Source organism: Streptomyces sp. NPDC018026 (assembly GCF_044327745.1).
Classification (GTDB): Bacteria; Actinomycetota; Actinomycetes; order Streptomycetales; family Streptomycetaceae; genus Streptomyces; species Streptomyces rubrogriseus.
Genome location: NZ_JBIRFY010000002.1, coordinates 650,748 through 671,999, shown reverse-complemented (window position 1 = coordinate 671,999; position 21,252 = coordinate 650,748). Strand labels below are relative to the sequence as shown.

General features: G+C 70.5%; 22 protein-coding genes, 3 tRNA genes and 1 pseudogene. 13 read left to right on the top strand and 13 right to left on the bottom strand.

Annotated elements, in window-relative coordinates:
* The first annotated feature begins 61 nt into the window (after positions 1 to 61).
* The 7 genes from ACH4D3_RS08620 (at position 62) to ACH4D3_RS08590 (ending at position 7,619) form a co-directional block, all read left to right on the top strand.
* A complete protein-coding gene (locus ACH4D3_RS08620) occupies positions 62 to 841 on the top strand; it encodes a hypothetical protein (protein ID WP_398318117.1) in 780 nt (259 codons plus the stop codon).
* Positions 838 to 1,881, top strand: a complete 1,044-nt coding sequence (locus ACH4D3_RS08615; protein ID WP_398318114.1) for a serine/threonine protein phosphatase — start codon at positions 838 to 840, stop codon at positions 1,879 to 1,881. Before ACH4D3_RS08620 ends, ACH4D3_RS08615 begins: the two co-directional genes overlap by 4 nt.
* Positions 1,878 to 2,993 carry a protein kinase gene (locus tag ACH4D3_RS08610; protein WP_398318111.1) on the top strand — a complete coding sequence of 372 codons (1,116 nt, stop codon included), beginning with the start codon at positions 1,878 to 1,880 and terminating at the stop codon, positions 2,991 to 2,993. The genes ACH4D3_RS08615 and ACH4D3_RS08610 overlap by 4 nt, the downstream gene beginning before the upstream one ends.
* 73 nt (positions 2,994 to 3,066) lie before the next feature.
* Positions 3,067 to 3,777, top strand: a complete 711-nt coding sequence (locus ACH4D3_RS08605) for a vWA domain-containing protein (protein WP_356859024.1) — start codon at positions 3,067 to 3,069, stop codon at positions 3,775 to 3,777.
* The gene (locus ACH4D3_RS08600) at positions 3,774 to 4,229 is read left to right on the top strand and encodes a hypothetical protein (protein ID WP_398318108.1); all 456 of its coding nucleotides are present in this window, start codon (positions 3,774 to 3,776) and stop codon (positions 4,227 to 4,229) included. Before ACH4D3_RS08605 ends, ACH4D3_RS08600 begins: the two co-directional genes overlap by 4 nt.
* A 12-nt stretch (positions 4,230 to 4,241) precedes the next feature.
* The gene (locus tag ACH4D3_RS08595; protein WP_398318105.1) at positions 4,242 to 5,219 is read left to right on the top strand and encodes a hypothetical protein; all 978 of its coding nucleotides are present in this window, start codon (positions 4,242 to 4,244) and stop codon (positions 5,217 to 5,219) included.
* Between the two features lie 168 nt (positions 5,220 to 5,387).
* The gene (locus ACH4D3_RS08590; RefSeq protein WP_398318103.1) at positions 5,388 to 7,619 is read left to right on the top strand and encodes an MMPL family transporter; all 2,232 of its coding nucleotides are present in this window, start codon (positions 5,388 to 5,390) and stop codon (positions 7,617 to 7,619) included.
* A 110-nt stretch (positions 7,620 to 7,729) separates the two neighbouring features.
* Here ACH4D3_RS08590 and ACH4D3_RS08585 read toward each other — a convergent pair whose 3' ends face one another.
* The 4 genes from ACH4D3_RS08585 to ACH4D3_RS08570 are packed head-to-tail and all read right to left on the bottom strand — an operon-like array spanning position 7,730 to position 10,775.
* On the bottom strand, positions 7,730 to 9,325 hold the full coding sequence (locus ACH4D3_RS08585; protein ID WP_398318101.1) for a polyamine aminopropyltransferase: 1,596 nt from the start codon (positions 9,323 to 9,325) through the stop codon (positions 7,730 to 7,732).
* 49 nt (positions 9,326 to 9,374) lie between these two features.
* Positions 9,375 to 9,815, bottom strand: a complete 441-nt coding sequence (locus ACH4D3_RS08580; protein ID WP_398318098.1) for a DUF350 domain-containing protein — start codon at positions 9,813 to 9,815, stop codon at positions 9,375 to 9,377.
* A gap of 49 nt (positions 9,816 to 9,864) precedes the next feature.
* Entirely contained in the window at positions 9,865 to 10,260 is a 396-nt protein-coding gene (locus ACH4D3_RS08575) for a DUF4247 domain-containing protein (RefSeq protein WP_398318095.1), read from the bottom strand.
* Positions 10,257 to 10,775: a DUF2617 family protein gene (locus tag ACH4D3_RS08570; protein WP_398318092.1), complete on the bottom strand. Its 519-nt coding sequence runs from the start codon at positions 10,773 to 10,775 to the stop codon at positions 10,257 to 10,259. The genes ACH4D3_RS08575 and ACH4D3_RS08570 overlap by 4 nt, the downstream gene beginning before the upstream one ends.
* Positions 10,776 to 10,961: 186 nt before the next feature.
* Between ACH4D3_RS08570 and ACH4D3_RS08565 the strand changes: the two genes are divergently transcribed.
* Positions 10,962 to 11,408: a hypothetical protein gene (locus ACH4D3_RS08565; RefSeq protein ID WP_398318089.1), complete on the top strand. Its 447-nt coding sequence runs from the start codon at positions 10,962 to 10,964 to the stop codon at positions 11,406 to 11,408.
* Between the two features lie 88 nt (positions 11,409 to 11,496).
* Here the strand turns inward: ACH4D3_RS08565 and ACH4D3_RS08560 are convergent, their stop codons facing one another.
* A complete protein-coding gene (locus tag ACH4D3_RS08560) occupies positions 11,497 to 11,925 on the bottom strand; it encodes a VOC family protein (protein WP_398318086.1) in 429 nt (142 codons plus the stop codon).
* 748 nt (positions 11,926 to 12,673) lie between these two features.
* Here ACH4D3_RS08560 and ACH4D3_RS08555 point away from each other — a divergent pair.
* Positions 12,674 to 12,902, top strand: a pseudogene (locus tag ACH4D3_RS08555) (IS5/IS1182 family transposase); the annotation flags it as partial.
* 355 nt (positions 12,903 to 13,257) lie between these two features.
* Entirely contained in the window at positions 13,258 to 13,455 is a 198-nt protein-coding gene (locus ACH4D3_RS08550; protein ID WP_398318083.1) for a hypothetical protein, read from the top strand.
* A gap of 326 nt (positions 13,456 to 13,781) precedes the next feature.
* Here ACH4D3_RS08550 and ACH4D3_RS08545 read toward each other — a convergent pair whose 3' ends face one another.
* From ACH4D3_RS08545 to ACH4D3_RS08525, 5 genes are all read right to left on the bottom strand, one after another.
* Positions 13,782 to 14,915, bottom strand: a complete 1,134-nt coding sequence (locus tag ACH4D3_RS08545; RefSeq protein ID WP_398318080.1) for a hypothetical protein — start codon at positions 14,913 to 14,915, stop codon at positions 13,782 to 13,784.
* On the bottom strand, positions 14,912 to 15,841 hold the full coding sequence (locus ACH4D3_RS08540; protein ID WP_398318077.1) for an NAD(P)-binding domain-containing protein: 930 nt from the start codon (positions 15,839 to 15,841) through the stop codon (positions 14,912 to 14,914). The genes ACH4D3_RS08545 and ACH4D3_RS08540 overlap by 4 nt, the downstream gene beginning before the upstream one ends.
* On the bottom strand, positions 15,838 to 17,043 hold the full coding sequence (locus ACH4D3_RS08535) for a hypothetical protein (RefSeq protein WP_398318074.1): 1,206 nt from the start codon (positions 17,041 to 17,043) through the stop codon (positions 15,838 to 15,840). Before ACH4D3_RS08535 ends, ACH4D3_RS08540 begins: the two co-directional genes overlap by 4 nt.
* A gap of 143 nt (positions 17,044 to 17,186) precedes the next feature.
* Positions 17,187 to 17,573: a DUF6415 family natural product biosynthesis protein gene (locus ACH4D3_RS08530; RefSeq protein WP_398318071.1), complete on the bottom strand. Its 387-nt coding sequence runs from the start codon at positions 17,571 to 17,573 to the stop codon at positions 17,187 to 17,189.
* On the bottom strand, positions 17,570 to 18,076 hold the full coding sequence (locus tag ACH4D3_RS08525; protein WP_398318068.1) for a hypothetical protein: 507 nt from the start codon (positions 18,074 to 18,076) through the stop codon (positions 17,570 to 17,572). Before ACH4D3_RS08525 ends, ACH4D3_RS08530 begins: the two co-directional genes overlap by 4 nt.
* A gap of 164 nt (positions 18,077 to 18,240) precedes the next feature.
* Between ACH4D3_RS08525 and ACH4D3_RS08520 the strand changes: the two genes are divergently transcribed.
* The gene (locus ACH4D3_RS08520; protein ID WP_398318065.1) at positions 18,241 to 19,353 is read left to right on the top strand and encodes a helix-turn-helix domain-containing protein; all 1,113 of its coding nucleotides are present in this window, start codon (positions 18,241 to 18,243) and stop codon (positions 19,351 to 19,353) included.
* A gap of 12 nt (positions 19,354 to 19,365) precedes the next feature.
* The gene (locus ACH4D3_RS08515; protein ID WP_398318062.1) at positions 19,366 to 19,950 is read left to right on the top strand and encodes an HD family hydrolase; all 585 of its coding nucleotides are present in this window, start codon (positions 19,366 to 19,368) and stop codon (positions 19,948 to 19,950) included.
* Between the two features lie 394 nt (positions 19,951 to 20,344).
* Here the strand turns inward: ACH4D3_RS08515 and ACH4D3_RS08510 are convergent.
* From ACH4D3_RS08510 to ACH4D3_RS08500, 3 genes are all read right to left on the bottom strand, one after another.
* Positions 20,345 to 20,418: transfer RNA gene (locus ACH4D3_RS08510), tRNA-Ile, on the bottom strand.
* Between the two features lie 199 nt (positions 20,419 to 20,617).
* Positions 20,618 to 20,690: transfer RNA gene (locus tag ACH4D3_RS08505), tRNA-Asn, on the bottom strand.
* A gap of 5 nt (positions 20,691 to 20,695) precedes the next feature.
* Positions 20,696 to 20,768: transfer RNA gene (locus ACH4D3_RS08500), tRNA-Asn, on the bottom strand.
* 149 nt (positions 20,769 to 20,917) lie between these two features.
* On the opposite strand from ACH4D3_RS08500, the gene ACH4D3_RS08495 reads away from it, so the two are divergent.
* Entirely contained in the window at positions 20,918 to 21,223 is a 306-nt protein-coding gene (locus ACH4D3_RS08495) for a YtxH domain-containing protein (RefSeq protein WP_393636358.1), read from the top strand.
* The last annotated feature ends 29 nt before the right edge of the window (positions 21,224 to 21,252 follow it).

Here is a 21,252-nt window from a genome sequence, read left to right as displayed (position 1 = left end):
CCATGGCTGAGCGCCGTGCGGGGGCACACCGAAGGGCCGCGGCCGGGCACCGGAAGCCGGCATGGTGACGCGTGCGCCGACGTACGACCCGGTGGTCGAGGGCCGGACGCTGCCCCGGGCCCGTCCGCCCGGCCCCTTGCCGACGCCGCAGCCGGGCAGGGCGCTGGTACTGGTGCCGGACGCCGGGCCGATGCGCACGGTCCGTGCGGGAGAGCCGGTGCCCGAGCTCCGGGCGGGCGGGTACCGGCGGATGTTCCTGGTCGACACGACGGAGCACCGGCTGGTTCTCGATCTGCGACTGGCCGGACGCGGGGCGTCCGCACCGTTCCACTGCCGGGTGGAGCTGATGTGCCGGGTGGCCGACCCCGGCGCCGTGGTGGCACGGGGCATCCGGGACATGAGCGCCGTATGGCACGGCCCTCTTCGCGAACGGCTGCGGAACGTGTCGCGCGGATACGGCGCCGGCCGGTCCCGGGCAGCACTGCAGGACGCGTTGAACGCCGCCCTGCGGGACTTCACCGGGGACGCGGACATCCGGCTGCACGGAGCCCGGGCCGAACTGCTCCCCCGCCGGGAACCGTCCGCCGGACCCGGCAAAAGCCGCGTGCGCGGAATACCGCACCGCCCGCCCGCGGCGCCGCCGGGGCTCGGCGGATCCGGCGTACTGCCGGGCGAGGTGGTGGCACGCAAGGAGGAACCACTGCCACCGCCCAGGCCCTCCCGGCCGCCCGACGCGCCGCCGCCCCCGGTGTCCGCGCCGGAGCGTCGCGTGAGCAGGGTGCGGGGCGCCGGGACGACGGACGACGGGCGGCGCGACCGCCGGGACGGTGGACGCACGTGATCATTCCGCCCAGGCCCACCCTTCCGCCGGGCCGTCCTCGCTCCCCTTCCGGCCATCTGACCTGGTCGGCCGCCGAGGGCAGCCTCCAGGCCCTCGTCGTCTGGACGGAGCGCCGCCCCGGCCACGGTGAGGACGCCGAACCGCTCGCGGCGTACCACCGGCCCACCGGGAACGGCTTGCTGGCCGTCTTCGACGGCTCCGGCGGCTCCGGAGCGGCCCCTGCCTGGCGCGGGCCCGACGGCGCGACGTACACCAGTGCCTGGGCCGGTGCCCGGGTCGCCCGACTCGCCACGGAGTGCTGGTTCCAGCGCGTCGCGGCCTCCGAGGAGGCGGACTCCCTGCCGCACCTGAAGCACTGCCTGCGGACCATGCTGCACGCGGCTCCGACGGGAGCACGGAGCAAGATCACCGGGTCCATGCGCCGCGTACTGCCCACCACCCTGGCCGCGGTCCGGTACCGGGCCGGTGACGAGGGCGTCCACTGGCAGACCGTCTGGGCCGGCGACTCCCGGTCGTACGCCCTGCTTCCCGTCGGCGGACTGCACGCGCTCACCCGGGACGACACCCGGGAGGACGACGCCCTCGCCCAGCTCCGGCAGGACCCGCCGATGACGAACGTGATCTGCGCGGACCGCGACTTCACCCTGTCCGCCCACCGCGGCGAGTTCCACGAGCCGTGCGTCCTGCTGGCCGCCACCGACGGCTTCTTCGGTTACGTGCACACGCCCGCGCAGTTCGAGTGCCTGCTGCTCGAAACGCTCGGGCGGGCCCGGGACGTGGGCGAGTGGGCCGAGCTGTTGCGCCGGGCCATCCAGCCGGCCACGGGCGACGACGCGTCGCTCTCCCTCGCGGCCCTCGGCTTCGCGGACTTCGGCCGACTGCGGGAAGCCTTCGCCGAGCGGCACGCGGAGGTCGTCCGGAGCGGGTACCTCGACGTCCCGCCGGGCCACGGCCCGGAGGCGGTGCGCGGCTGGCAGGACCGGACCTGGCGGACCTACCGACCCTCGTACGAGAAGTTCATGCCGGAGGTGCGTGAGTGAAGCCGGGTGATGTGATCGGCGGGTACCGGGTCGTCACCGAGCCGACCAATGCCGACGGCGGCAAATGCGTGTGGGCCTTCGCCGAGAAGAACGGCAAGGAGTACTTCCTCAAGCGCTTCCTGGAACCGAAGCGCCCCCGCGAGGGCTCCGCAGGCAGCGCCGCGAGCCGGCGCATCAGGCTGGAGACGTGCCGGGAATTCGAGGAACGGCACCGGAGCATCATGAAGCTGCTGCGTCCCGACGCCAGCGGCGCGGGCAACCTGGTGCTCGCCACCGACTTCTTCCACGCGGGCAGCACCTACTACAAGGTGACCGAACGCATAGACACCGCCGGCCTGGCGGATCCGCACTCGCTCGGCACGAAGCAGAAGGCGGTCCTGCTGAGGACGCTGGCGATCAGCCTGCGGCTGCTGCACGACATCGACGTGGTGCACGGCGATCTGAAGACGGCCAACGTCCTGGTCCAGAAGCGGAAGGCCGCCGCCTTCCACACGGCCAAGCTCATCGACTTCGACGACTCGTATCTCTCCGGCCGTCCTCCGGCCCGCGAGGACATCGCGGGTGACTCGCTGTTCGGCGCACCGGAGTGGCGGCGCTATGTGCGCGGCGACGAGTCCGTACCGGCCCGGGACCTGACGACGGCCGCGGACGTGTTCGCGCTGGGCCTGATGACGCACCTCTACCTGACCGGCTCGCTGCCCGCGTACTCCGGCCGCTACGGATCCCCGGCGGACGCGGTGAACGCGGCCGAGCCGCTGGTCGCCGACGAACGGCTCGGCACCCCGACGCAGGAGCTGATCGCGGCCATGACGGCGGCCGACCCGAAGGACCGGCCCACCGTCGCCGCGTTCCTGGCGGCGCTGACGGACACCGAGCTGTGCACGCTCCACAGCACACCGCAGCCACGCCCGGCCGCCCCCGGTCCGGGCCCAGAGCGCGCCGGTTCCGCGACGTCCGACGGACCTCGCAGGAGCCGGGTGCAGTTCAACCCGCCGGACCGCTCCGGACACCGGCCGCCGGCCGTGACGGACGACGGACCGAAGAAGTCCAGGGTCAGGATCAACCTCGGCCGCCACCGGGACGATCTCCCCGGCAGCCGTCCCGCCCCGTGACCCTGTCCTCTCCCTCCCTGTCCCCTCCCTCCTTTCCCTCCCTCCTTCCCCCTCCGAGACCGAGGAGCAACGCGTGAGCGCGGAGATCGAGAAGTACCACGGCAACCTGCAGTACGCCGTCGACATCGTGATGTGCATCGACGCCACGGGCAGCATGTATCCCGTACTGGACATCGTGAAGAACAACTCGCTCCGGTTCCATCAGCGGCTGAACGAAGTGATGGCGAGGAAGAGCAAGGAGATCAGCCAGCTGCGGCTGCGGCTCATCGCCTTCCGGGACTTCGGGGACGACCCCTCCGACGCGATCGAGCAGACGGAGTTCCTGCGCCTGCCCCAGCAGGTGGCGGAATTCGAGAACTTCGTGCGGAACCTCGAGGCGGGCGGCGGCGGGGACATCCCCGAGTCCGGTCTTGAGGCGCTGGCCCTGGCCATCAACTCCCCCTGGGAGACGGGGCTCGACCGGCGCCGCCACGTCATCGTCATGTTCACCGACGCTCCCGCCCACCCGCTCGGCACGGTGGGTGTCACCGCCCAGACGTATCCGCGGAACATTCCGCGCTCCATGGACGATCTCTTCGAGCAATGGGGATACGCCCGCAGCCAGACGGCGGTGATGGAACAGTCGGCGAAGCGGCTCGTCCTCTTCGCTCCCGAGGAGGAGCCCTGGCAGGAGGCGATCGGGGAGGAGTGGGACCTCACGCTGCACTTCCCCTCCAGGGCCGGGGAGGGGCTGGAGGAGTTCGAGATGGACGAGATCATCGAGACGATCGCGAACAGCCTGTGAGTTTCCGGCTGCGGGGCGACGGCGTCCGGCTGGACTTCGACGGGCGGCGGTGGCTGGTCTTCTCCTGGAGCCGCCGGGACGGCAGCGCGGGCGGTGTCGGCGGCCGGCTGTACATGGAGCCCGAGTGCTGTCTCTCGATCGCGGGCCGGCTGGACGGACACGACGGGAGCCTGCGGCTGGCGTTCCGGTTCCGGCCCGCCGGGGCGAGCACCGGCGACCTGGTGGCGGAGATCGTCGTGGGCGCCGACCAGGCAGAGCCCGCCTGGCAGTTCGCGCAGTGGTTCGCCCACACGTACCGCGTCCAGGACGTCTCCGCCTCCTGGTGGGACGACGCCGAGCCGTCCGCCGTCGAGCGGGAGGAGAGCCGGGACTGGCTGGGCTCGCCCGTCTCACCGGTGACACGGGACCTGTTCCGCTCGGTCATGGCCCGCTTGACCGTCGCGGACTCGTGAGTTCAGGGAGGCATGGTGGCCGGGCCGACCTGGCAGTGCTCGGACTGCGACACGTACAACGACGCCGCGGTGCGGGTGTGCGACGTCTGTGAGACGCCGCGCGCTGCGAAAACCGTACCGACGAAGGCCGTACCGACGAAGGCCGTGCCGAAGAAGGCGGTACCGAAGAGGCCCGTACCGAAGAAGACCGCGGCCGCCAAGAAGCCCGCCGCCACGAGGAAACCGGCCGCCGCCAGGAAGTCGGCCCCCGCCAAGCGGGCACCCGTCACGGACCTGCCCGCCACGGGCGGCAGGAGAACGCCGCCCGGCATGCGCGTCGACGTGACCGGAACGGGCAGCCCGACCGTGCGGGGACTCGTGTGGGAGTGCCCCCTCTGCGCGCACCGTGTGGTCGGCGCCATGAGGTGCGACAGGTGCGGCACGCGCTGGTCGGTCGCCGCCAAGTCCCTTCCGGTAGAGGCCCTTTTCGGCAGCGACCCCGTCCCCGTACGGACACCCCCCAGGGAGGCCACCCGTGGGGAGTTGGTGGCGGGGTGCGGCTGCCTGCTGTTCCTCGCGGCCGCCATCATCACCCCGATCGTTCTGCTGATCCTCAACTGGTCGGCCGTGACCTCGTTCGTGACCGGCTCCGACTCCTCGAAACCCTCCCCGGCGCCCTCGGCGAGCGGCCCCTGCCCCAAGCCGATGGCCGAGATGCTGCCGGAGGGCTCCGGGGCGCGACTCGTCGCCGCCTACAGCAGGGACGACCTGGAGGAGCGGTACGCCTTCTGCCGGACCGAGTCGGGAAAGGTCTTCTACTTCGCCAGGATGAAGGACGGTGAACCGTACGGCGACCCCACGCAGGCGAGGGAGTCCGAGCAGGGCTACGTGGTGGACTTCCGGCCGCAGGGGACCAGTTACCACTTCCGTGACGGTGAAGTGACGGCCTACGACGAGGACGGCAAGGAGATCTGGCAGGGCGAGCTCGTCCCCGAGGCGACCGTCGACTGAAGCGTGCCGGTACAAGAACCACCTGACGGTGTCAGGAAATTCTCGCACTGCCAAAGCCACTTGCGGCGTGGATAGCGTCATGGCCGGCGACGGGGCAGCGGCTCCGCCGCACCCCCACCACCAGCGCGGGCCATGGGTTCACGCCGTGAGAACGCAAGGAGAGAGTGCGTGTTTGACCGCATAGCCGAACTGGCGATCCGCCGGTCCCGGCTGGTACTCGTCGTCGCAGCCGTGGCCGTGGTCCTCATGGGAGCTCTGGGCGCCGGCGCGTTCGGCAAGCTCCTGCCCGGTGGCTTCGACGATCCGTCCTCCGAGTCCAGCCGGGCCAGGACGGTCATCACCGAGAAGTTCGGCGGGGAGTCGAACCTGGTCCTGCTGGTCCGTGCCCCCGAGGGCGGCGTCGACGCCGCGAGCGCCCGGCAGCAGGGGAAGGAGTTGGCGGCCGGCCTCAAGGAGGAGGAGACGGTCGCGAACGTGATCTCGTACTGGGACACGGGCAATCCGGACCTCCGTTCCGAGGACGGCGAGCAGGCCATGGTGCTCGCCCATGTGAAGGGCGGCGACACCGAGGAGCGGGAGAACGCCAAGGAGATCATCGACGAGTACACCGGCGCCGGGGACGGCGGGTTCACCGTCGAGGCCGGCGGCACCGCGGCCGTGGGTGACGACATGGGGACCTACTCCGGCGAGGACCTGGTCCTCGCCGAGTCGATCGCCCTGCCGCTGACCCTCCTGCTGCTCCTGTTCGTCTTCGGCAGTGTGGTCTCGGCCCTGCTGCCGCTGGCCATCGGGCTCATCGCGATCGTGGGTACGTTCGCGGAACTCTTCCTCCTCGGCAGCGTCGCCAGCATCTCCATCACCGCCACCAACCTGACCACCGCCCTCGGTCTCGGTCTCGGCATCGACTACGCGCTGCTGATGGTCAGCCGGTTCCGCGAACAGCTCGCGAAGGGCGCGAGCGTGGACGACGCCGTCCGGCACACCGTGAACACCGCGGGCCGTACGGTCGCCTTCTCCGCCGCCACGGTGGCGGTCGCGCTCGCGGCGCTGCTGGTGTTCCCGCAGTACTTCCTGCGTTCGTTCGGGTACGCCGGCGTCGGTGTGGTCGCCATCGCCGCCGTCAGCACCCTGTTCGTGATGCCGGCCCTGCTCAACGTCCTGGGGCACCGGGTCAACAAGGGGCGGCTGCCGTGGGCGGGGAGGACGGTGCGGCGGGACGACTCCCGGGTGCCCTTCTGGGGACGGCTGGCCCGCACGGCCATGCGGCGCCCCGCCCTCACCGCGCTGCCGGTGCTCGCGGTGCTGCTGGTGGCGGCGAGTCCGCTGCTGGGCATCTCCATCGGTATCGCGGACGAGCGCTCGCTGCCCGAGGACGCGCCGAGCCGCCAGGTCTCGGCCCAGTTGGCAGAGAACTTCAACGGCAGTGACGCGGCGGCCGTCCACGTGGTCATGGACGAGTCCGTGGGCACGGCGCCGCTGGGCTCGTACGCGGGCGAGCTGTCCCGACTCGACGGTGTCGTCCGCGTCGAGGCGTCCACCGGGACCTACACCGGCGGGCGGGCCGAGGCGCCCGGTCCGCGCAACGCCGCGCTCGGCCGCCCAAAGGCGCAGCGGATCAACGTGGTGAGCGACCTGGTCCCGATGTCGGACGCGGCCCAGGACCTGGTCAAGGACGTCCGGGCGGTCGCGGCACCCGAAGGGACGGAGCCCCTGGTGGGCGGCAGGGACGCCGCGCTGGTCGACTCCAAGGAATCCATCACCGGCCTGATCCCGCTCGCCGGCGGCCTGATCGCGCTCACCACCTTCGTTCTGCTGTTCCTGTTCACCGGCAGCGTGGTGCAGCCGCTGCGGGCGCTGGTGCTCAACATCGCCAGCCTGGGAGCGGCGCTCGGCGTCATGACGTGGATGTTCCAGGACGGCCACTTCTCGGACCTGTTCGGCTTCACGCCGCAGCCGATGGAGGTGTCGATGACGTTGCTGATGTTCTGCATCGCCTTCGGCCTCTCGATGGACTACGAGGTGTTCGTCACCAGCCGGATCAAGGAACTGCACGACCAGGGCGCGGACAACGAGACCGCGGTGGTCAACGGCCTCGGGCACACGGGACGGATCGTCAGCGCGGCGGCCTGCCTGCTGGCGGTGAGCTTCTTCGCCTTCGGGACGGCCGGCATCAGCTACATGCAGATGTTCGGTCTGGGCAGCGGGCTGGCCATCCTCATCGACGCCGTCGCCGTCCGCGGGGTGCTCGTGCCCGCCGCGATGCGCCTGCTCGGCCGCTCGGCCTGGTACGCCCCGCCGTTCCTGCGCAAGGTGCACGACCGCTTCGGCCTCAGCGAGGGCGGCCATGAGCCGGCGCCCGTGGCGGAGCGGACGTACGAGAAGGATCCGACCGGAGTCTGACCGCGCGGGGACCGCCCGCTCCCGGGCACCGTGCCCGCCTCCGTACCCCCGCGGAGGCGGGCACGGCCGTGCTGCCGGACGCGACGCGCGGCGCCCCGCGCCGACCCGACTCAGTAGTCGCGCCACTCGTCCTGAACGTATTCGAGCACCGCGGGGTCCATCAGGGTGCTCGGCCGTACGTCGGTGCGGCGGCGGTCGACCGGGAACACGGTGGCCGCCTTCAGCACCGCCTCGTCCAGGTAGCGGAGCTTCGGCGTGTCCGGGGCGAGCCGCAGCGGCGGGGCCTCGGTTCCGGGGCGGGCGAGGACGAAGCCCCAGTTGCCGAAGCTCGGCACGTCGATCTGGAACTCCGTCGTCGCGTACCCGGCCGTCTCGATGGTCTTCGCGATCGACCAGTAGGTCTTGGGGGCGAAGAACGGCGATCCGCTCTGCACCATGACCTGGCCGTTCGGCGCCAGCACCCGGCGGAGCAGATCGTAGAACTCCACCGAGTACAGCTTCGCCAGCGACGCCGAGTCCGGGTCCGGGAAGTCGATGATCACCGTGTCGTACTGCTGCCGGGCCTCGCGCAGCCAGGTGAAGGCGTCCGCGTTGACGACCTCGGCCCGCGGATCGTCCAGCGAACCGTGATTGAGCTTGCGCAGCGGCTCGAAGGTGCGCGCCAACCGGGTCATCGCCGGGTCCAGTTCGACCAGGGTGACGTGCCGCACGCCCTCGTGGCGCAGCACCTCGCGCAGCGCGAGCCCGTCACCGCCGCCCATGACCAGCACGTTGGAGTGGGGGCCGGACAGCGCGGGGTGGACCAGCGACTCGTGGTAGCGGTACTCGTCGACCGAGCTGAACTGAAGGTCGCCGTTGAGGAAGAGCCGTACGTCGGGCTCGCCGGTGAAGGCGGTGGAGCGGGTGACCACGATGTCCTGGTACTGCGTGGTCTCGGAGTGGATGATCGGGTCCGCGTACATGTGCTGCCGCGCCGACATCTCCAGGTCGTCCGCCAGCACATACGTCGTACCGAGCGCGGCGAGCACCAGGGTGACGCCGGCCAGCAGCCCGGCCTTGGCCAGCCGGCCGGTCTGGCGGCGGAAGATGAACACCACGACGATGACCCCGGCGACCGCGTTGACCGCGCCGACCACCAGCGCGCCCTTCAACTGGCCGAAGGTCGGCAGCAGGAACAGCGGGAAGCACAGGCCGCCGACGAGGGCGCCGATGTAGTCGACGGCGAACATGTCGGCGACGGCGCTGCTCGCCTCCTGCTTGCGGATGCGCTGGAGCAGCGTCATCAGCAGCGGGATCTCGGCGCCGATGAGCAGGCCCACCACCAGGGACACCACGATCATCGCGGGCATGTAGAGCTGGAGCCAGGCGAAGGCCGCGTACAGCATCAGCACGGACAGGCCGCCGACCAGCGCGAGCACTCCCTCCACCACCGCGAAGGCGACGACGGGACGGTGGCGCAGCGGTTTGGCGGCCAGCGAGCCCACGCCCATGGCGAAGACCATCACGGAGATGACCACGGAGGTCTGGAGCACCGAGTTGCCGATGAGGTAGCTGCCCAGCGCGGTCAGGGCCAGTTCGTAGACGAGGCCGCAGGCCGCGCAGAGGAAGACGGCGAGCAGCAGCAGGAACCGCGCCCCCCGGGTGTGGTGGCCGGCCGGGGGGCGCGGGGGCGCCGCGACGGCGCGGTCGTCCAGGGCGGAACTCATGGGGGTGGCCTCGCGGTGGTCCTCGTGGTGGTCCTGGGAGCGGACGGCCCTAGGAGAGGGCCGCGCCGACCATGGCGGCGGTGCCCAGGTACATGCCGGCCTGCACCCAGGCGGCGGGGTGCGGACGGTTGTCGTCGCCGTCGTCCAGGGCGACCGCGCCCATCTGGCCCGGCGTCGCGATGCCGATGACGATGCCGACCAGCGTCATCACCAGCACCCCGGCCAGACCGTAGAGGAGGGTGCTGAACAGGCCGTATCCCAGGCCCTCTTCGGACTCGCTGGCCCGGATGGCCGACATGATGACCAGCCCGACGGCGACGGACTGGCTGCCGAGGAGCACGGCCGCGCCGCGGTTGCGGTCCCGCCACACCACGTGGAAGAGCTTGCCGGGCGTGACGAGGTCGAGGGCGCCGAAGCCGACGGCCATCACGGCGAGGCCCACGACCCCGTAGAGCAGGGCCTGACCGGCCGACTCGAAGATCTCGGTCACTGCGTTGCCTTTCTGGAGGGCGTCGTCGGGGGTCGGACGGCGCCGGACGTCACTTGCCGGAGCCGGGGCCGCCGCCGCGGAAGCTGCTCGGGTTGGGCCAGTAGGTGAGGTGCTGGTGATGCCGGCGGTAGCCGTTGCGGTAGTCCTCGATCTCGATCGTGCTGCCGTTCCGGTACGGCGAGACCGTCACCATGTCGTCGCCGTAGCGCAGGAACTCGCTGCCGCCGCCGGATGCCCGGTCGAGGGCGTCGCGGTGGCCGTCGATCGCGTCGGCGACCTTGGCCGGCGAGCTGTTCTCGTCGAGCCACCCGCTCCCGCCGGCGGAGTAGGTCTTGCCGATCCAGCTGCGCGGGACGCCGTCCTCCCCGTCACTGGAGCAGGCGGAGAGCAGGACCGTGACCAGCACGGCCGCCACCGCCCCGGGAAGGAGTCGGGGCCTGTTCATCGAGCCTCCAGCCGGCTGTGCGTCGATACGATGTGCCCGTCCTGCGGATAGCTGTGCCAGGTACGCCAGACCAGCCCCGGGCGGTCCGCCCCGCCGGATCCCTCGCCGCACGCCTCGACGACCACCGCCGTCACCGCTTCCGGAGACCCGGGGAAGACCCCGCACAGACTGTGCTCCGCCTCGTCGGCGCGGCTCAGGGCGTCCGCGACCCGGGCGCTGAACTCCCCGGGTTCCAGGCATTCCGTGACGGCGCTGAAGTCGTACGTCCACCCCGCGGGCCGCCGGGTGAGCGTCGTCGGCAGCCCCCTGACCGCTCCCGGCAGGCACGCCACGGTCTCCCGCACCGGGCCCGCGAAGACCTGATGGGAAGCCCCGAGCAGCCTCAGTCGCACGGCGAGCCCTCCCACGGACACCTCACGTTCGGCAAGCGCCGGCAGTTCGGCCAGGTCCAACGAGAAGCAGAGCTGATCCGCGGCCGTATCCAGGAAGGCAGCTTGCAGAGATACGGCGTGCATGCGGCCCCCCGGTCCGATAGTGCTACGAGCGGCGCCGAGTATGACACATACGTCAGCGGTGGCTGGAAGGCGGCCCTCGATCAGTCCCGGGTTCGTACTCACAAGAGCGATTCATCCCTATACCCGCGCTTGCCTCCCCTGCACGAAGGCACGGGATCACGAGAGGAGCAGTGGCAAGATGCACCGATGGGGATGACCGACAGCGACAGTGAGGTCCAGTACGTACGGTTCCAGTCGCCTCACCGGAACAGCCGAGGCCACTTCACCGGCGTGTTCGGGCTCGTCAACAATCTGGCGAGGGAGGGAAGGCTCTCGGACGAGCAGGAGGCCTTCCGGCGCGGCAACAACAGTTGGTACGACGCCGCGTACACCGATCCCTCGACCGTTGACCCCCACGTCTACGACGACGAGATCAACCCTGGCGCGGCGGCATGGTTCAAGCCGTCAGCCACTCATCTCCTCGCTCGCGTCGCCGGCTACCTGGAGATCCTTTCCTCTCACGGCGTCGACTGCCGGGCTCTGCGCTCCGCAGACCCGGGACGGGTCGTCTACGAGGACGATGTACAGATCGTGGTCGTGCCACACGCACCGGATGTGACTGCCGCCCACGAGAACACCCACGGCCAGAAGTGAGCGGGGCCCGCGGCCAGGCCGTGGGTCGACGTCGATACCGCCAGGCGCGGCACCGCGCCAGCACGCGAACGGCGTCACCGCAGCATGCTCAGTCGATACAGAACTCGTTGCCCTCGATGTCCTGCATCGGGATGCACGCATCGTTGCCGTCATACAGCGTTTGCACGTGTACCGCCCCGAGTGGGACCAGCCGTGCGCGCTCGGCCTCGAGCGCGGCGAGGCGCTCTTCGCCCACGAGTCCGGTGCCGACCCGCACATCGAGGTGCACCCGGTTCTTGACCGCCTTTCCTTCGGGGACGCGCTGAAAGTACAGCCGCGGGCCCACACCTGACGGGTCGATGCAGGCGAACCAGGCGTCCTGCTCCGCAGGCGGCCGAGAGCGCTTGTACTGGTCCCACGTGACGAACCCCTCCGGTGGCGGCGGGACGACGTACCCCAGCACCTCACACCAGAAGCGAGCGAGGCGCTCGGGTTCCGCGCAATCGAAGGTGACTTGGAACTGCCTGACCGAAGACACCGGCGGACCCTACCAAGACCGCTCCGCTGTCCACTTCCTCGCTGGATGAGGGCACCGGCCGAGCGCTCGATACGATGGCAGGCCTGACCCTGTATCGGAGGGCGACACCGTGGCCGTATTCACGTGCCCCGAGTGCGGGAAGCCGTACAACGCCGGAGTGTCCCTGGCGAAACGTCACACGTGCGAGCAACGGCAAACAACCGCCGCTCGACAGACTTCCGCGGAATGGCGGGAAAGCCTCGGTTGGCGGGAGGGGCGGGGATTCGTTGGAGCGCACCCCCGTGCGCGACCTGAGCGGCGGGACTCGCGGGTGGTGGCGGTCCTGGGGATTCTGTCAGGTCTGGACGCCGTGGTGTCGATCCTGTCAGGTCGCCGGGGTACGACGCGCTGACTGGGTGAAGGCCGCACGGCAGTTGCGGGCGGGCGGGTTCGGCGCGGGTGGCGACGGCGGCAGCGCTGGAGACTGAACCAGGACCGAGACGACGACGGCACGTCCCATCGCAGGACACCAACCCGTGGGCGTGCCTGCCGGGCGCCCGTCCCCCCGTCGGCGGAGGCTCGTCGGCTGCCGGGTGTCGTCGAGGGCGACGACGGTGCAGCCAGTGATCGGATGAGCTGTCCGGCGGCCGCAACGGGCCGCAGAGTTGCCGTAAGGGATCAAACAGCCGCAGGGTTCCGCGGTCGTCGCGGTCGGCTCGCGCCCACACCGGACGAGGCAGATACGCCATCGCACAGGACCTCGTATCGGTCGCGCAACGACCTCATCCAACTGGAGCCGCTGCTCGACAAGGTTCCCGCCGTCGCAGGCCAGGTCGCCAGACCCCGCCGACGCCCCGATGCGCGGCCGGCCGGCCGCGGGCTACGGCCACCACAAGTACCGCCGCCTGCTCATCCGCTGGGAACGACGCGACGACATCCACGAAGCCTTCCTCGGACTCGCTGTCTGCTTGATCACCCACCGCCACGTCCAACGCCTTTGTCAGGACCTCTTACTGGTGCAGCGACCCTCGCGTGCAGTGCTCACGACATGCGGTTTGGCTGGTCTCCGCAGAGGGACTGTCGCGCTCGTCATAGGGGGTCAGTGGGCGCGGTCATGCAACCCCCAGGTCTGCGTCAACTCTTGGGCATCCGTGCCCCACACGGTCGAGTGAAGGACCCTTGTGGCGGCCAGTGGCAGGGGCGCCATAGTCTCTTGCGACGCCCTTCGTGTGACGAAGGGAGACCCCTTGCGCCGGGCGAAGCCATGCCCTGAGAAAGCTGCTTCGCACGTCAGGGGCCTCCCCTTCGCCGTGACGGCGGGCTGCCGTTTCCCGTCGAAAGGAGTGCAGAACCATGCCGTCGTCCACCGACCGTACCGCCTCTGGTACGGAGATTCCTCCTACCCGTCTCTACCCGTGGCTGCCGGACGTGACCACCCTCGCGATCCTCATCACAATTCTCGTTCTTGCCCTGACCCGCAACGAGGTCGCCGCCACGACCCTGGCAGCCGCAGTCGGCGGCGCACAGCTCACCGTCCACACCCGCCGCTGACCAAAGTCGGGCGCTCCGAGAGGCGCCCGACCACGCTGCACCTGCACGAAGGACGTGGTTGTGCCACACCCGGTGCCGTCAACTCGTACAGTACTCGGCTTGGTAAGGATCAGTCCGGGGGCACGTGTCTCCTGTTGAAAACGGGCCCTAGGGGGCGCTGAGGGGGCGTATCCGACTTCCACTCGTCCGGGGAGGCGGCCCACTCCGTATAAGGAGGTGTGGGCCCGGCAACAAGTCTGCTGGGCCCACACGTTCGCGCCCATCGTCAACGACACGGGTCCCGCTGGTCGCCCTGGGCAACTCACGTGCACGAGTGAATTCGGCCGTCAAGCGCGCCCTGTGACCTTCGCAAGGAGGTGGGCGTTCGCCCTCACGTCGTGGCCGAGAACAACCGCATAATGCGGGAGATCGGCCAGGAGCCGGACCACGCTGCTCCGCGCGCCGTCGGCCCCGCCGCCGTCAACGCCGAGCAGGCCGAAGACGTCCGGGTAGCGGTCCTCGGTCCGCCCGCTCATGAAGTCGGCATCAGCCACGGTCCGACTGGTCTCCTCGACGGCCGGGACTGCGTCGGCCTCGACCCGCGGGAACACCATCACCGCGGCCTCGCCCTCGATCGCCAGGGGCATCCCGAACCACATCGGGAACTGGTCGGGAAACACCTGCGTCTTCAGCTCCTTGCCGCCCTCGCACAGGGGCGTGCTGTCCCCCTTCCGGATCGCCTCGGTGACCCGGCCGTCCTGCGTCGGGTGCAGCGACTCCCCGGCCGCCAGGCGCTCGCGCACCTCGCCGAACCAGCCGAGGGCCTTCAGCAGCCCGAGCCCGAGCGCGGCGGCCGACGGCCACGGCAGAACGTCCACACCTCCCCTGGCGTTGGAGCGGACGAACACTCGGTCGTTCGCCAGGAGCCCGTACCCGCCGCCGGCCGCGAGAGCGAGAGCCGTCGTCGTCTTCCCCGCGCCCTTGTCGCCGAGGGTCAGGACGGTTCGTCCACTCTCGTCGACGACCGCCGAGGCGTGGAGCACCGCCCACCCGTCGCGCAGCAGTTGGCCGCGCATCGCCTCGCGGGCGAGGCGGGCGGTCGCCGTGGCGACCTCCTCGGTCTGACAGCCGACCACGTCCAGGCGCCCGGCGCCCGGCTCGGACCGGTAGGCGAGCCCTTGCTTCGGGCTCACGGCCCGCACGGTGCCGGCCGACACGTCCCGGGCGATGAGGAGCTGAGCCCGCGCGTACTCGGTGCTGGTGTGCGGAACCTGCGTCACGTTGAACGCCACGTCGTCGTACTGCTTGGTGTCGACCGCTGCGGTGACGACGGCGCCCGCGCAGACGCTCTCCGACGGCACCTCGGCCGCCTTCCACCACGGGCCGAAGTACCGGGCCGACCAGTCGGTGACGGCCCGCTCGGGAGAGACGACGGTCACGGTCGCACCGGCGCTCTCCAGGCGTACGGCATGAGCAGTCATGATCCATTCCTTCCGGAGGGGAGGGGTTGCAACGGGACACCGCGCACCGCCGGATATGCGGCGTGCAGCTTGGAACTCGCGGCCTCCAGCTGCCGGGCCTCGGCAGCGTCCAGCGGAGGCAACGACGGTAGGGGCTGGCCCCCGGTGAAGCGCACCGGAATTCCGAGCCACGCCTGCCCGTGCGGTGCGGACAGCTCGGTCGTGCCGTCCTCGACACCGCAGGCCAGGCGCAGCGTGGACGCCACCGCACCGGCAGGGCCGGACCGTGTGCGGCCGATCCCCAAGTTGATCCGTCCGGGGCGGGCCCTCAGCTCGTCCCGAACCTGCTGGAGGGGGACGGGCACGGGCATGCCGTTGACGGTCGTGGACGAGGCGCAGACGACGTGCGCCTCCCCGTGCTCGCCGATGACGTGCCCGGCGACCGCGCCGACGGGCACGTCCAGGAGCCGGGCGAGGGTGAGCCGGTAGCGCGCCGTGTCCAGACCGGACCCGATCCCGAACACCCTCGGGCAGCCGGACACCTCGGCGAACAGGCGCGTCAGGAGGTCGACCGGGTTGGTCACGACCAGGACCGTTCCCGGGTAGCCGGTGAACTGCCCGGCGAGGAACCGGATGACGGGGGAGTTGACCTGCGCCCCACCCATCCGGACGTCGCGGCTGCGGGTGTTCGTGAACGCCGCTCGGGCAGCGACCACGACGGCGGCGCACGCGCGCAGTTCCTCCGCCTCGGCTGCGGTCGGCCGCACCGGGGAGCTGAGCGCCGTACGCATGTCGTCGAGGTCGTCGACGAGGGCCGCGGCCTGCTCCACGGTGCGGGAAGCCACGAGGAGTCGGTCGCACAGCCCGGCGGCCACGAGAGCGCCGCAGATGGCTTGTCCGACGGCGCCGGTACCGATGACGCCCACGGCGGGCACCCGGGCCGTCACGCGGCCACCTCGGCGATCCTGCCGAGGCTCCTGTCCCCCATGCCCGGACCGCCGTCGAGGAGGTCGGCGCTCACCGCGTCGACGAGGAGGCACAGTGCAAGCGCCCGGTCGACGACAGCCGCCCCGAGCCGGGGCAGCGGCAGCGCGGCCGGCGCGGACAGATACGTCGTGGTGATGTTCAGGGTGTCTATCAGCCACAGCGTCAGCAGGTGCCGTAGCCAAGGCCGCCGTTCCCTGGCGGACAGGTGCCCGGCGCGTGTGAGGGCCAGGAGCGCGAGGCCAGCGAGAATCTGACGGGTGATCGCCGGACCGGGCCGGTGCGTGATGAGGACCAGCACGGTCCGACTCAGCAACTTCGCCAGGTCGACCATGGGACTCCCCCGCAGGAGCCCGGGGTCGAGGAGCACCGGCCGGCAGTCAGGACCGGCCGGGAACACCACGTGTTCGGGCTTCAGGTCCCCGAACGCGAGGGACGTGCCCACCGGGGCAGGCAGCGTCATCCGGAGCCTGCGCAGCCGGGACACGCTCGCGCGAACCAGCTCGACGATCGCCGCTCTGGTCTCGGGGTCGCAGTGTTCGGCGCCGAGGTCGTCGACGTACGTGTCCGCCCCTTCGTTGAACTTCCGCTGAAACGTCCCCGCAATGCTGCGCTCTCCGATCGCCCCGGCCGGGTCCAGGCGCCGGGCGGCACCCGGCCGGTGCAGGGGGCGCAGCTCGGCGAGGGGCTGCTCCATCAGCTCACGTGTCCGCTCGGGCATGACTAGGAGGAGGTCCGTGAGGGTCGGGCCGGGGACCGCCTCGGTGAAGATGACGCCGTCCCGCATACCGGCGACCGGGCAGACCTGAGGCCCGCTCGGGTCAGACAGGATCCGCAGTTGTGCGGCCTCGCGGACGAGGAGCCCGTCCGGCCGCTGCTCGTACTCCTGCTGTGCCTGGAGCACCGTGGGCCAGGAGCCGCGCGTCCCGCGCAGCAGCGAGACGAGGGAGACGCCCAGGATGGACGTCTTGCCGTACAGGACGCGATCCCCGACCCGGGCACGGTGCACGTACCCGGTGACGCTGGGGACATGGGCGTCGAGGAGCACGGGCTCGCCAGGCCATATCCCGGCGGCCGCCTGGTGGATCCGGGCGGCGGCGTGGACGAAAACCTCGGCGACGGTGGGCCGAGTCAAGGCGGGAGCGGCATGGGCGTCGATGGTCACGACGAACGCCTCCTCTGGGGCTGCTCGCGGTGGCAAAGGGGAAAGGGCTCCGGCCGCCCGACGGGTGTTGCGGACTACCGGAGGTTCAGACCCGCCGGAGGGGCATGGCCCGGGCAGCACGGCCACGACTGGAAGGCCGACAGTCAGGACGCTGTGGACGGGAGAGCGATGGCCGCGAGCTGCCCGGTCTCTTGTTTGTGCGAGTAGATCGCGGACAGAGCACGGCAGTTCAGGGCAAGATCTTCGAGGTGGACGGCGGCCGTGCGGTTGTCCGGGCCAGGGCCTTGGCTCAGGGCGTGGTCGACCCGCCCGAGGAGCCAGCGGGCCGTCTCCCGGTCAGCGATGTCGTGGCACTCATCGTTGATCGCCTCATCCACCTTCAGCACGAGGTGCCCGACGTGCGCCCACAGGCGCGCGGTCAGTTGGTCGACCTGCTCGCGGTCCGGTACGCGCAACGGCAGGTAGGAGGTGATGCTCAGTGCCTCCGTCCAGTCCTGCCGCGGGTCTGGCGTCGGCTCTGCGGGCTTCACTGCGCGCCTGCTTCGGCCGTCGTCTTCCTCGCCGCGTCGATGAGCTGTCTGATCGTGTCGGGGCTGCACAGGTCGGCGGGGCCGTCCATCGGGACTACCCAGCAGGAGCGCGCCCGGGGGTGCTGGAAGTCGATTCCCGGGCAGGGCACGCCGAGGTAGAGGTCATCGCCGAAGCATTCGGTCTCGGGCTCTCGCCAGGTCTCGCAAGCCTTCGCGGGGACGAGGCAGTAGTACCAGCCTGCGGTCTGGTCGACGAAGGCCGGACCACGGTGGAGAGCCGCACTCAGGTAGGCACTCACCTCGGCTCGCTCCTCGCTGCCGGCGGCGGCGGTGATCAACGGGGCGGGGATACGGATGGCGGTGAACGCTCCGCCGCAGCGCAGCAGCACCACTCCTCGGTCATTCCATTCCCTCTGGGCCCGGTCGCGGTTGTCCGCAGCGGCGAGCAGCCAGTTCGAGACGGCCCTGTCCCGGGCCTGTAGCAGCGCCCCGGCCGTGTTCACGACTGCCACCTTCGAGCCGTCGACCTGCCGAACGGGTCCCATGTCTGGCTGCCTCCCTCTACGCTCGGTTCCGTGATGGCCTCGACACTAGAAACCGCAGGTCGGGGCTGGAACTGACTGCGAGTACAGGTGGCTTGCGCTCTAACCGTCGGGATGGACACCCCATGCGGCCTCGCCCTAACCGAACCCTGACCGCCAGTACGGGTACGCCTCCGCGGCCCCGCGCCGGCCTCATCTCCGGCTACGTCCTGCGCGTCATAAGGGAGCAGCAGGGTTATACGCAGGAGGAGGCGGCCGAATACCTGGGCGTGAGCCTGGACACCGTCGCTGGGTGGGAGACCGCGCGTCGGCCGCTGGCCGCCGTTCCGTACGGACAGATGCTCGTCTACCGGCGCAAGCTGATGCTGATGGGCGCCTCGGCCGTTCTGCTCCAGACGTGGGAGCGGGCCCTGGAGGCAGACGTCCTCCTCGCGACCGTCCTCGACGAGGAGGCCCTCGTCGAGGAGAGCCCCCTCGCGGTGATGGTGATGCAGCGCGAGCTGGGCGCCGTGCTGGCGTGGCCACTCAACGGCGTGCCCCCGGAGCCGGTGCGGGCCCTGCCCGCCCCTGCCCGGTCGCGGCGTGGCCCGGCACCGTCCGGGCCGCAGCTCTCCCGGGAGGAGCGCCGGCGCTTCTTCTCAGAGATGCGGACCACCGCCGAGCAGGCCCGCGGCCCCGGCCAGTTCCTGGTACGCCGTCAGGCCCTCTACCTGTCCGGATACGACACCGCCACGGACACCGCTGACTGGCTCGCCCATCAGCAACGGACCGAACGCCCCGACGACTGGCTCACGGGCTGGCTCAACGGTCGCTCAGTGGCAGCCGTCGCCGCCCGTCGAGGTGACCGCGACCGCATGGACCACTGGATCGACACGGCCCTCCAGGACGACGCAGGCGAGGCCGCCAACCTCAACTACTGGGCGTACTGGGTCGGCGAGATGCAGCACGTCGAACTGTCCGACGATTTCATCGCCGACCGGACACCGCGCCCCTGGCCCGGAGACCGGCTACTCGACCACCTCGTCCAGGGCATCGCACCCGAGCACGGATACGTGGACCTCAACGTCCACAGCGTGTGGGCCCTGCTCCAACTCCGGCCGAGCCTCCTGCGATCAGGAGCTGCCGCACGCGCCCTACGCGACCGGTTACCGATCATGTTGGATAGCCGGGAGCTCTCGCCACGTGGCAAACGGGAGCTGGAGAGTATCCGCTATGCAATCCGCCTCGCCGAGGCGTGAGAGGAGCCCGAAGTGTCAGACGACCTTTCCGCGGTGGCGAACTTCCTGTACGAGGCGGGGACGCTCAAGCAGACGAAGCGCACCGGCTGGTGGATGGCGGGCGTCCGGGACCCGGAGTCGGTGGCCGAGCACTCGTGGCGTACCAGCCTGATCGCGTCCGTCATCGCGAAGCTGGAGGGCGCCGACCCGGCGCGGGCCGCGTTCCTCGCCGTCTGGCACGACACAGGCGAGACCCGGACCGGGGACGTCAACCACCTCGGTAAGAGGTACACCGATGGCGAAGCCGACCCGCGCGCGATCGCCTCCGATCAGGTAGCCGGCATGCCCGAGGCGCTGGCGCAGTCCGTGACCGACCTGATCGGCGAGTACGAGGCGCGCGAGTCCCCGGAGGCGGTGTGTGCCAGGGACGCCGACAAGCTGGAGTGCATGATCCAGGGCATCGAATACCGAGCCCAGGGATACGAGAACGCGCAACGGTGGATCGACAACAGCCGCGGTCGGATCGTCACCAAGAGCGGCCAGGCACTCGCCGACGCCGTCCTGGAGTCCGGTTCCCTCGACTGGCTCCGCACAGCCCTGGGCGAAACGAAGCGCTGACCGGCTTCCCTAAGGGCCGAGACCAGCCGCCCTGCCCGCTTCGCGCCTCCACCTCGCCACGACGTTGGCGTCGCAGAAGTCGCAGAGGGGGCTGCGGGCCCCTTCGCCGTACTTGTGGGTGGCGGGACGACCTCCGGCGCGAGCCACAGCACCACGCACGGCCGGCCGAGCGCTGATACCTCAGTCACGAGAGAGGGGCGCTTCTTTGGGCCCCTTCGTCGATTCCTGGCGCCGTCGGCTGGGGAAGCACCCGAGTTGCCACGGCGGTCCTGCCGGACCCTTCGAGCAAGCATCGAGCGAGCAGATGATCTTTACCCGTGCGAGAGGGCTCTCCCACCGAGGAGGTTTCAGCCTGCACCGCAGGTGAGAACGTTCCTGCGGCAAGACGTACGAGTGGGGCGGGTGGGACTCGAACCCACGGCCGACGGATTATGAGTCCGCTGCTCTAACCGGCTGAGCTACCGCCCCATAGCGGCGTGTCGCGTACATGTGTGCGCGCCGTCTGCCGCAGCATAGCCGCTCATACGATCTCCTGCCTCGGATGGTCGGCTTCCACGGCTGCCCTCATGACCTTGAAGACTCCGCAGCGTGCCGCGTGGTTCCCGGGTCTCGAAGGCAGTCTCGAGGGCACATGAAAAAGGACCCCGGAGGGTCCTCGTTCACGGTGCTCCCCCGACTGGACTCGAACCAGTAACCTGCCGGTTAACAGCCGGCTGCTCTGCCAATTGAGCTACGGAGGACCGAGCTCCCCGGACTGGACTCGAACCAGTAACCTGCCGGTTAACAGCCGGCTGCTCTGCCAATTGAGCTACCGAGGAATGTCGGTGTCGCATCGAACGCGTCTGCCTGGGTATCCGCCAGGGGGCGCGCGCTCGCTGCGACACATACATTAGCGCAAGCAGGGGGGTGCTCCGCCAATCGGTACTCGCCAGCACCCCCGGAGCCAGTGAAGGGAAGGGTGGCCGCCATGCGTTACCGGCTCACGTTCGTCGTCGGACTAGCGGTGGGTTACGTGCTCGGCACGAAGGCCGGGCGGGAGCGTTACGAGCAGTTGCGGAAGTCCGCGCAGCAGGTCGCGCAGAACCCGGCCGTGCGCAACACCGCGGAGTCCGCCGCCCAGCAGGGCAGGCACTTCGCCGACAGGGCGTACCACGTGGTGAGTGACAAGGTCGGTGACCGGATGCCCGACTCGGTGGCCCACCGGGTCCGCTCGCTGCGGGAGCGCGGCAGCAACGGCAGCGGTCCCGACGACTGGGGCACCAGCAACACCTGAGGTCCCGGTACGGGGACCTCGGCCGGTGC

Bases quoted from the DNA above. Each gene is read 5' to 3' on its own strand.
- ACH4D3_RS08575 (WP_398318095.1), bottom strand. From the start codon at position 10,260: ATGAACAGGCCCCGACTCCTTCCCGGGGCGGTGGCGGCCGTGCTGGTC.
- ACH4D3_RS08595 (WP_398318105.1), top strand. From the start codon at position 4,242: ATGGTGGCCGGGCCGACCTGGCAGTGCTCGGACTGCGACACGTACAAC.
- ACH4D3_RS08520 (WP_398318065.1), top strand. From the start codon at position 18,241: ATGCGGCCTCGCCCTAACCGAACCCTGACCGCCAGTACGGGTACGCCT.
- ACH4D3_RS08570 (WP_398318092.1), bottom strand. From the start codon at position 10,775: ATGCACGCCGTATCTCTGCAAGCTGCCTTCCTGGATACGGCCGCGGAT.
- ACH4D3_RS08495 (WP_393636358.1), top strand. From the start codon at position 20,918: ATGCGTTACCGGCTCACGTTCGTCGTCGGACTAGCGGTGGGTTACGTG.
- ACH4D3_RS08545 (WP_398318080.1), bottom strand. From the start codon at position 14,915: ATGACTGCTCATGCCGTACGCCTGGAGAGCGCCGGTGCGACCGTGACC.
- ACH4D3_RS08620 (WP_398318117.1), top strand. From the start codon at position 62: ATGGTGACGCGTGCGCCGACGTACGACCCGGTGGTCGAGGGCCGGACG.
- ACH4D3_RS08585 (WP_398318101.1), bottom strand. From the start codon at position 9,325: ATGAGTTCCGCCCTGGACGACCGCGCCGTCGCGGCGCCCCCGCGCCCC.
- ACH4D3_RS08550 (WP_398318083.1), top strand. From the start codon at position 13,258: ATGCCGTCGTCCACCGACCGTACCGCCTCTGGTACGGAGATTCCTCCT.
- ACH4D3_RS08565 (WP_398318089.1), top strand. From the start codon at position 10,962: ATGGGGATGACCGACAGCGACAGTGAGGTCCAGTACGTACGGTTCCAG.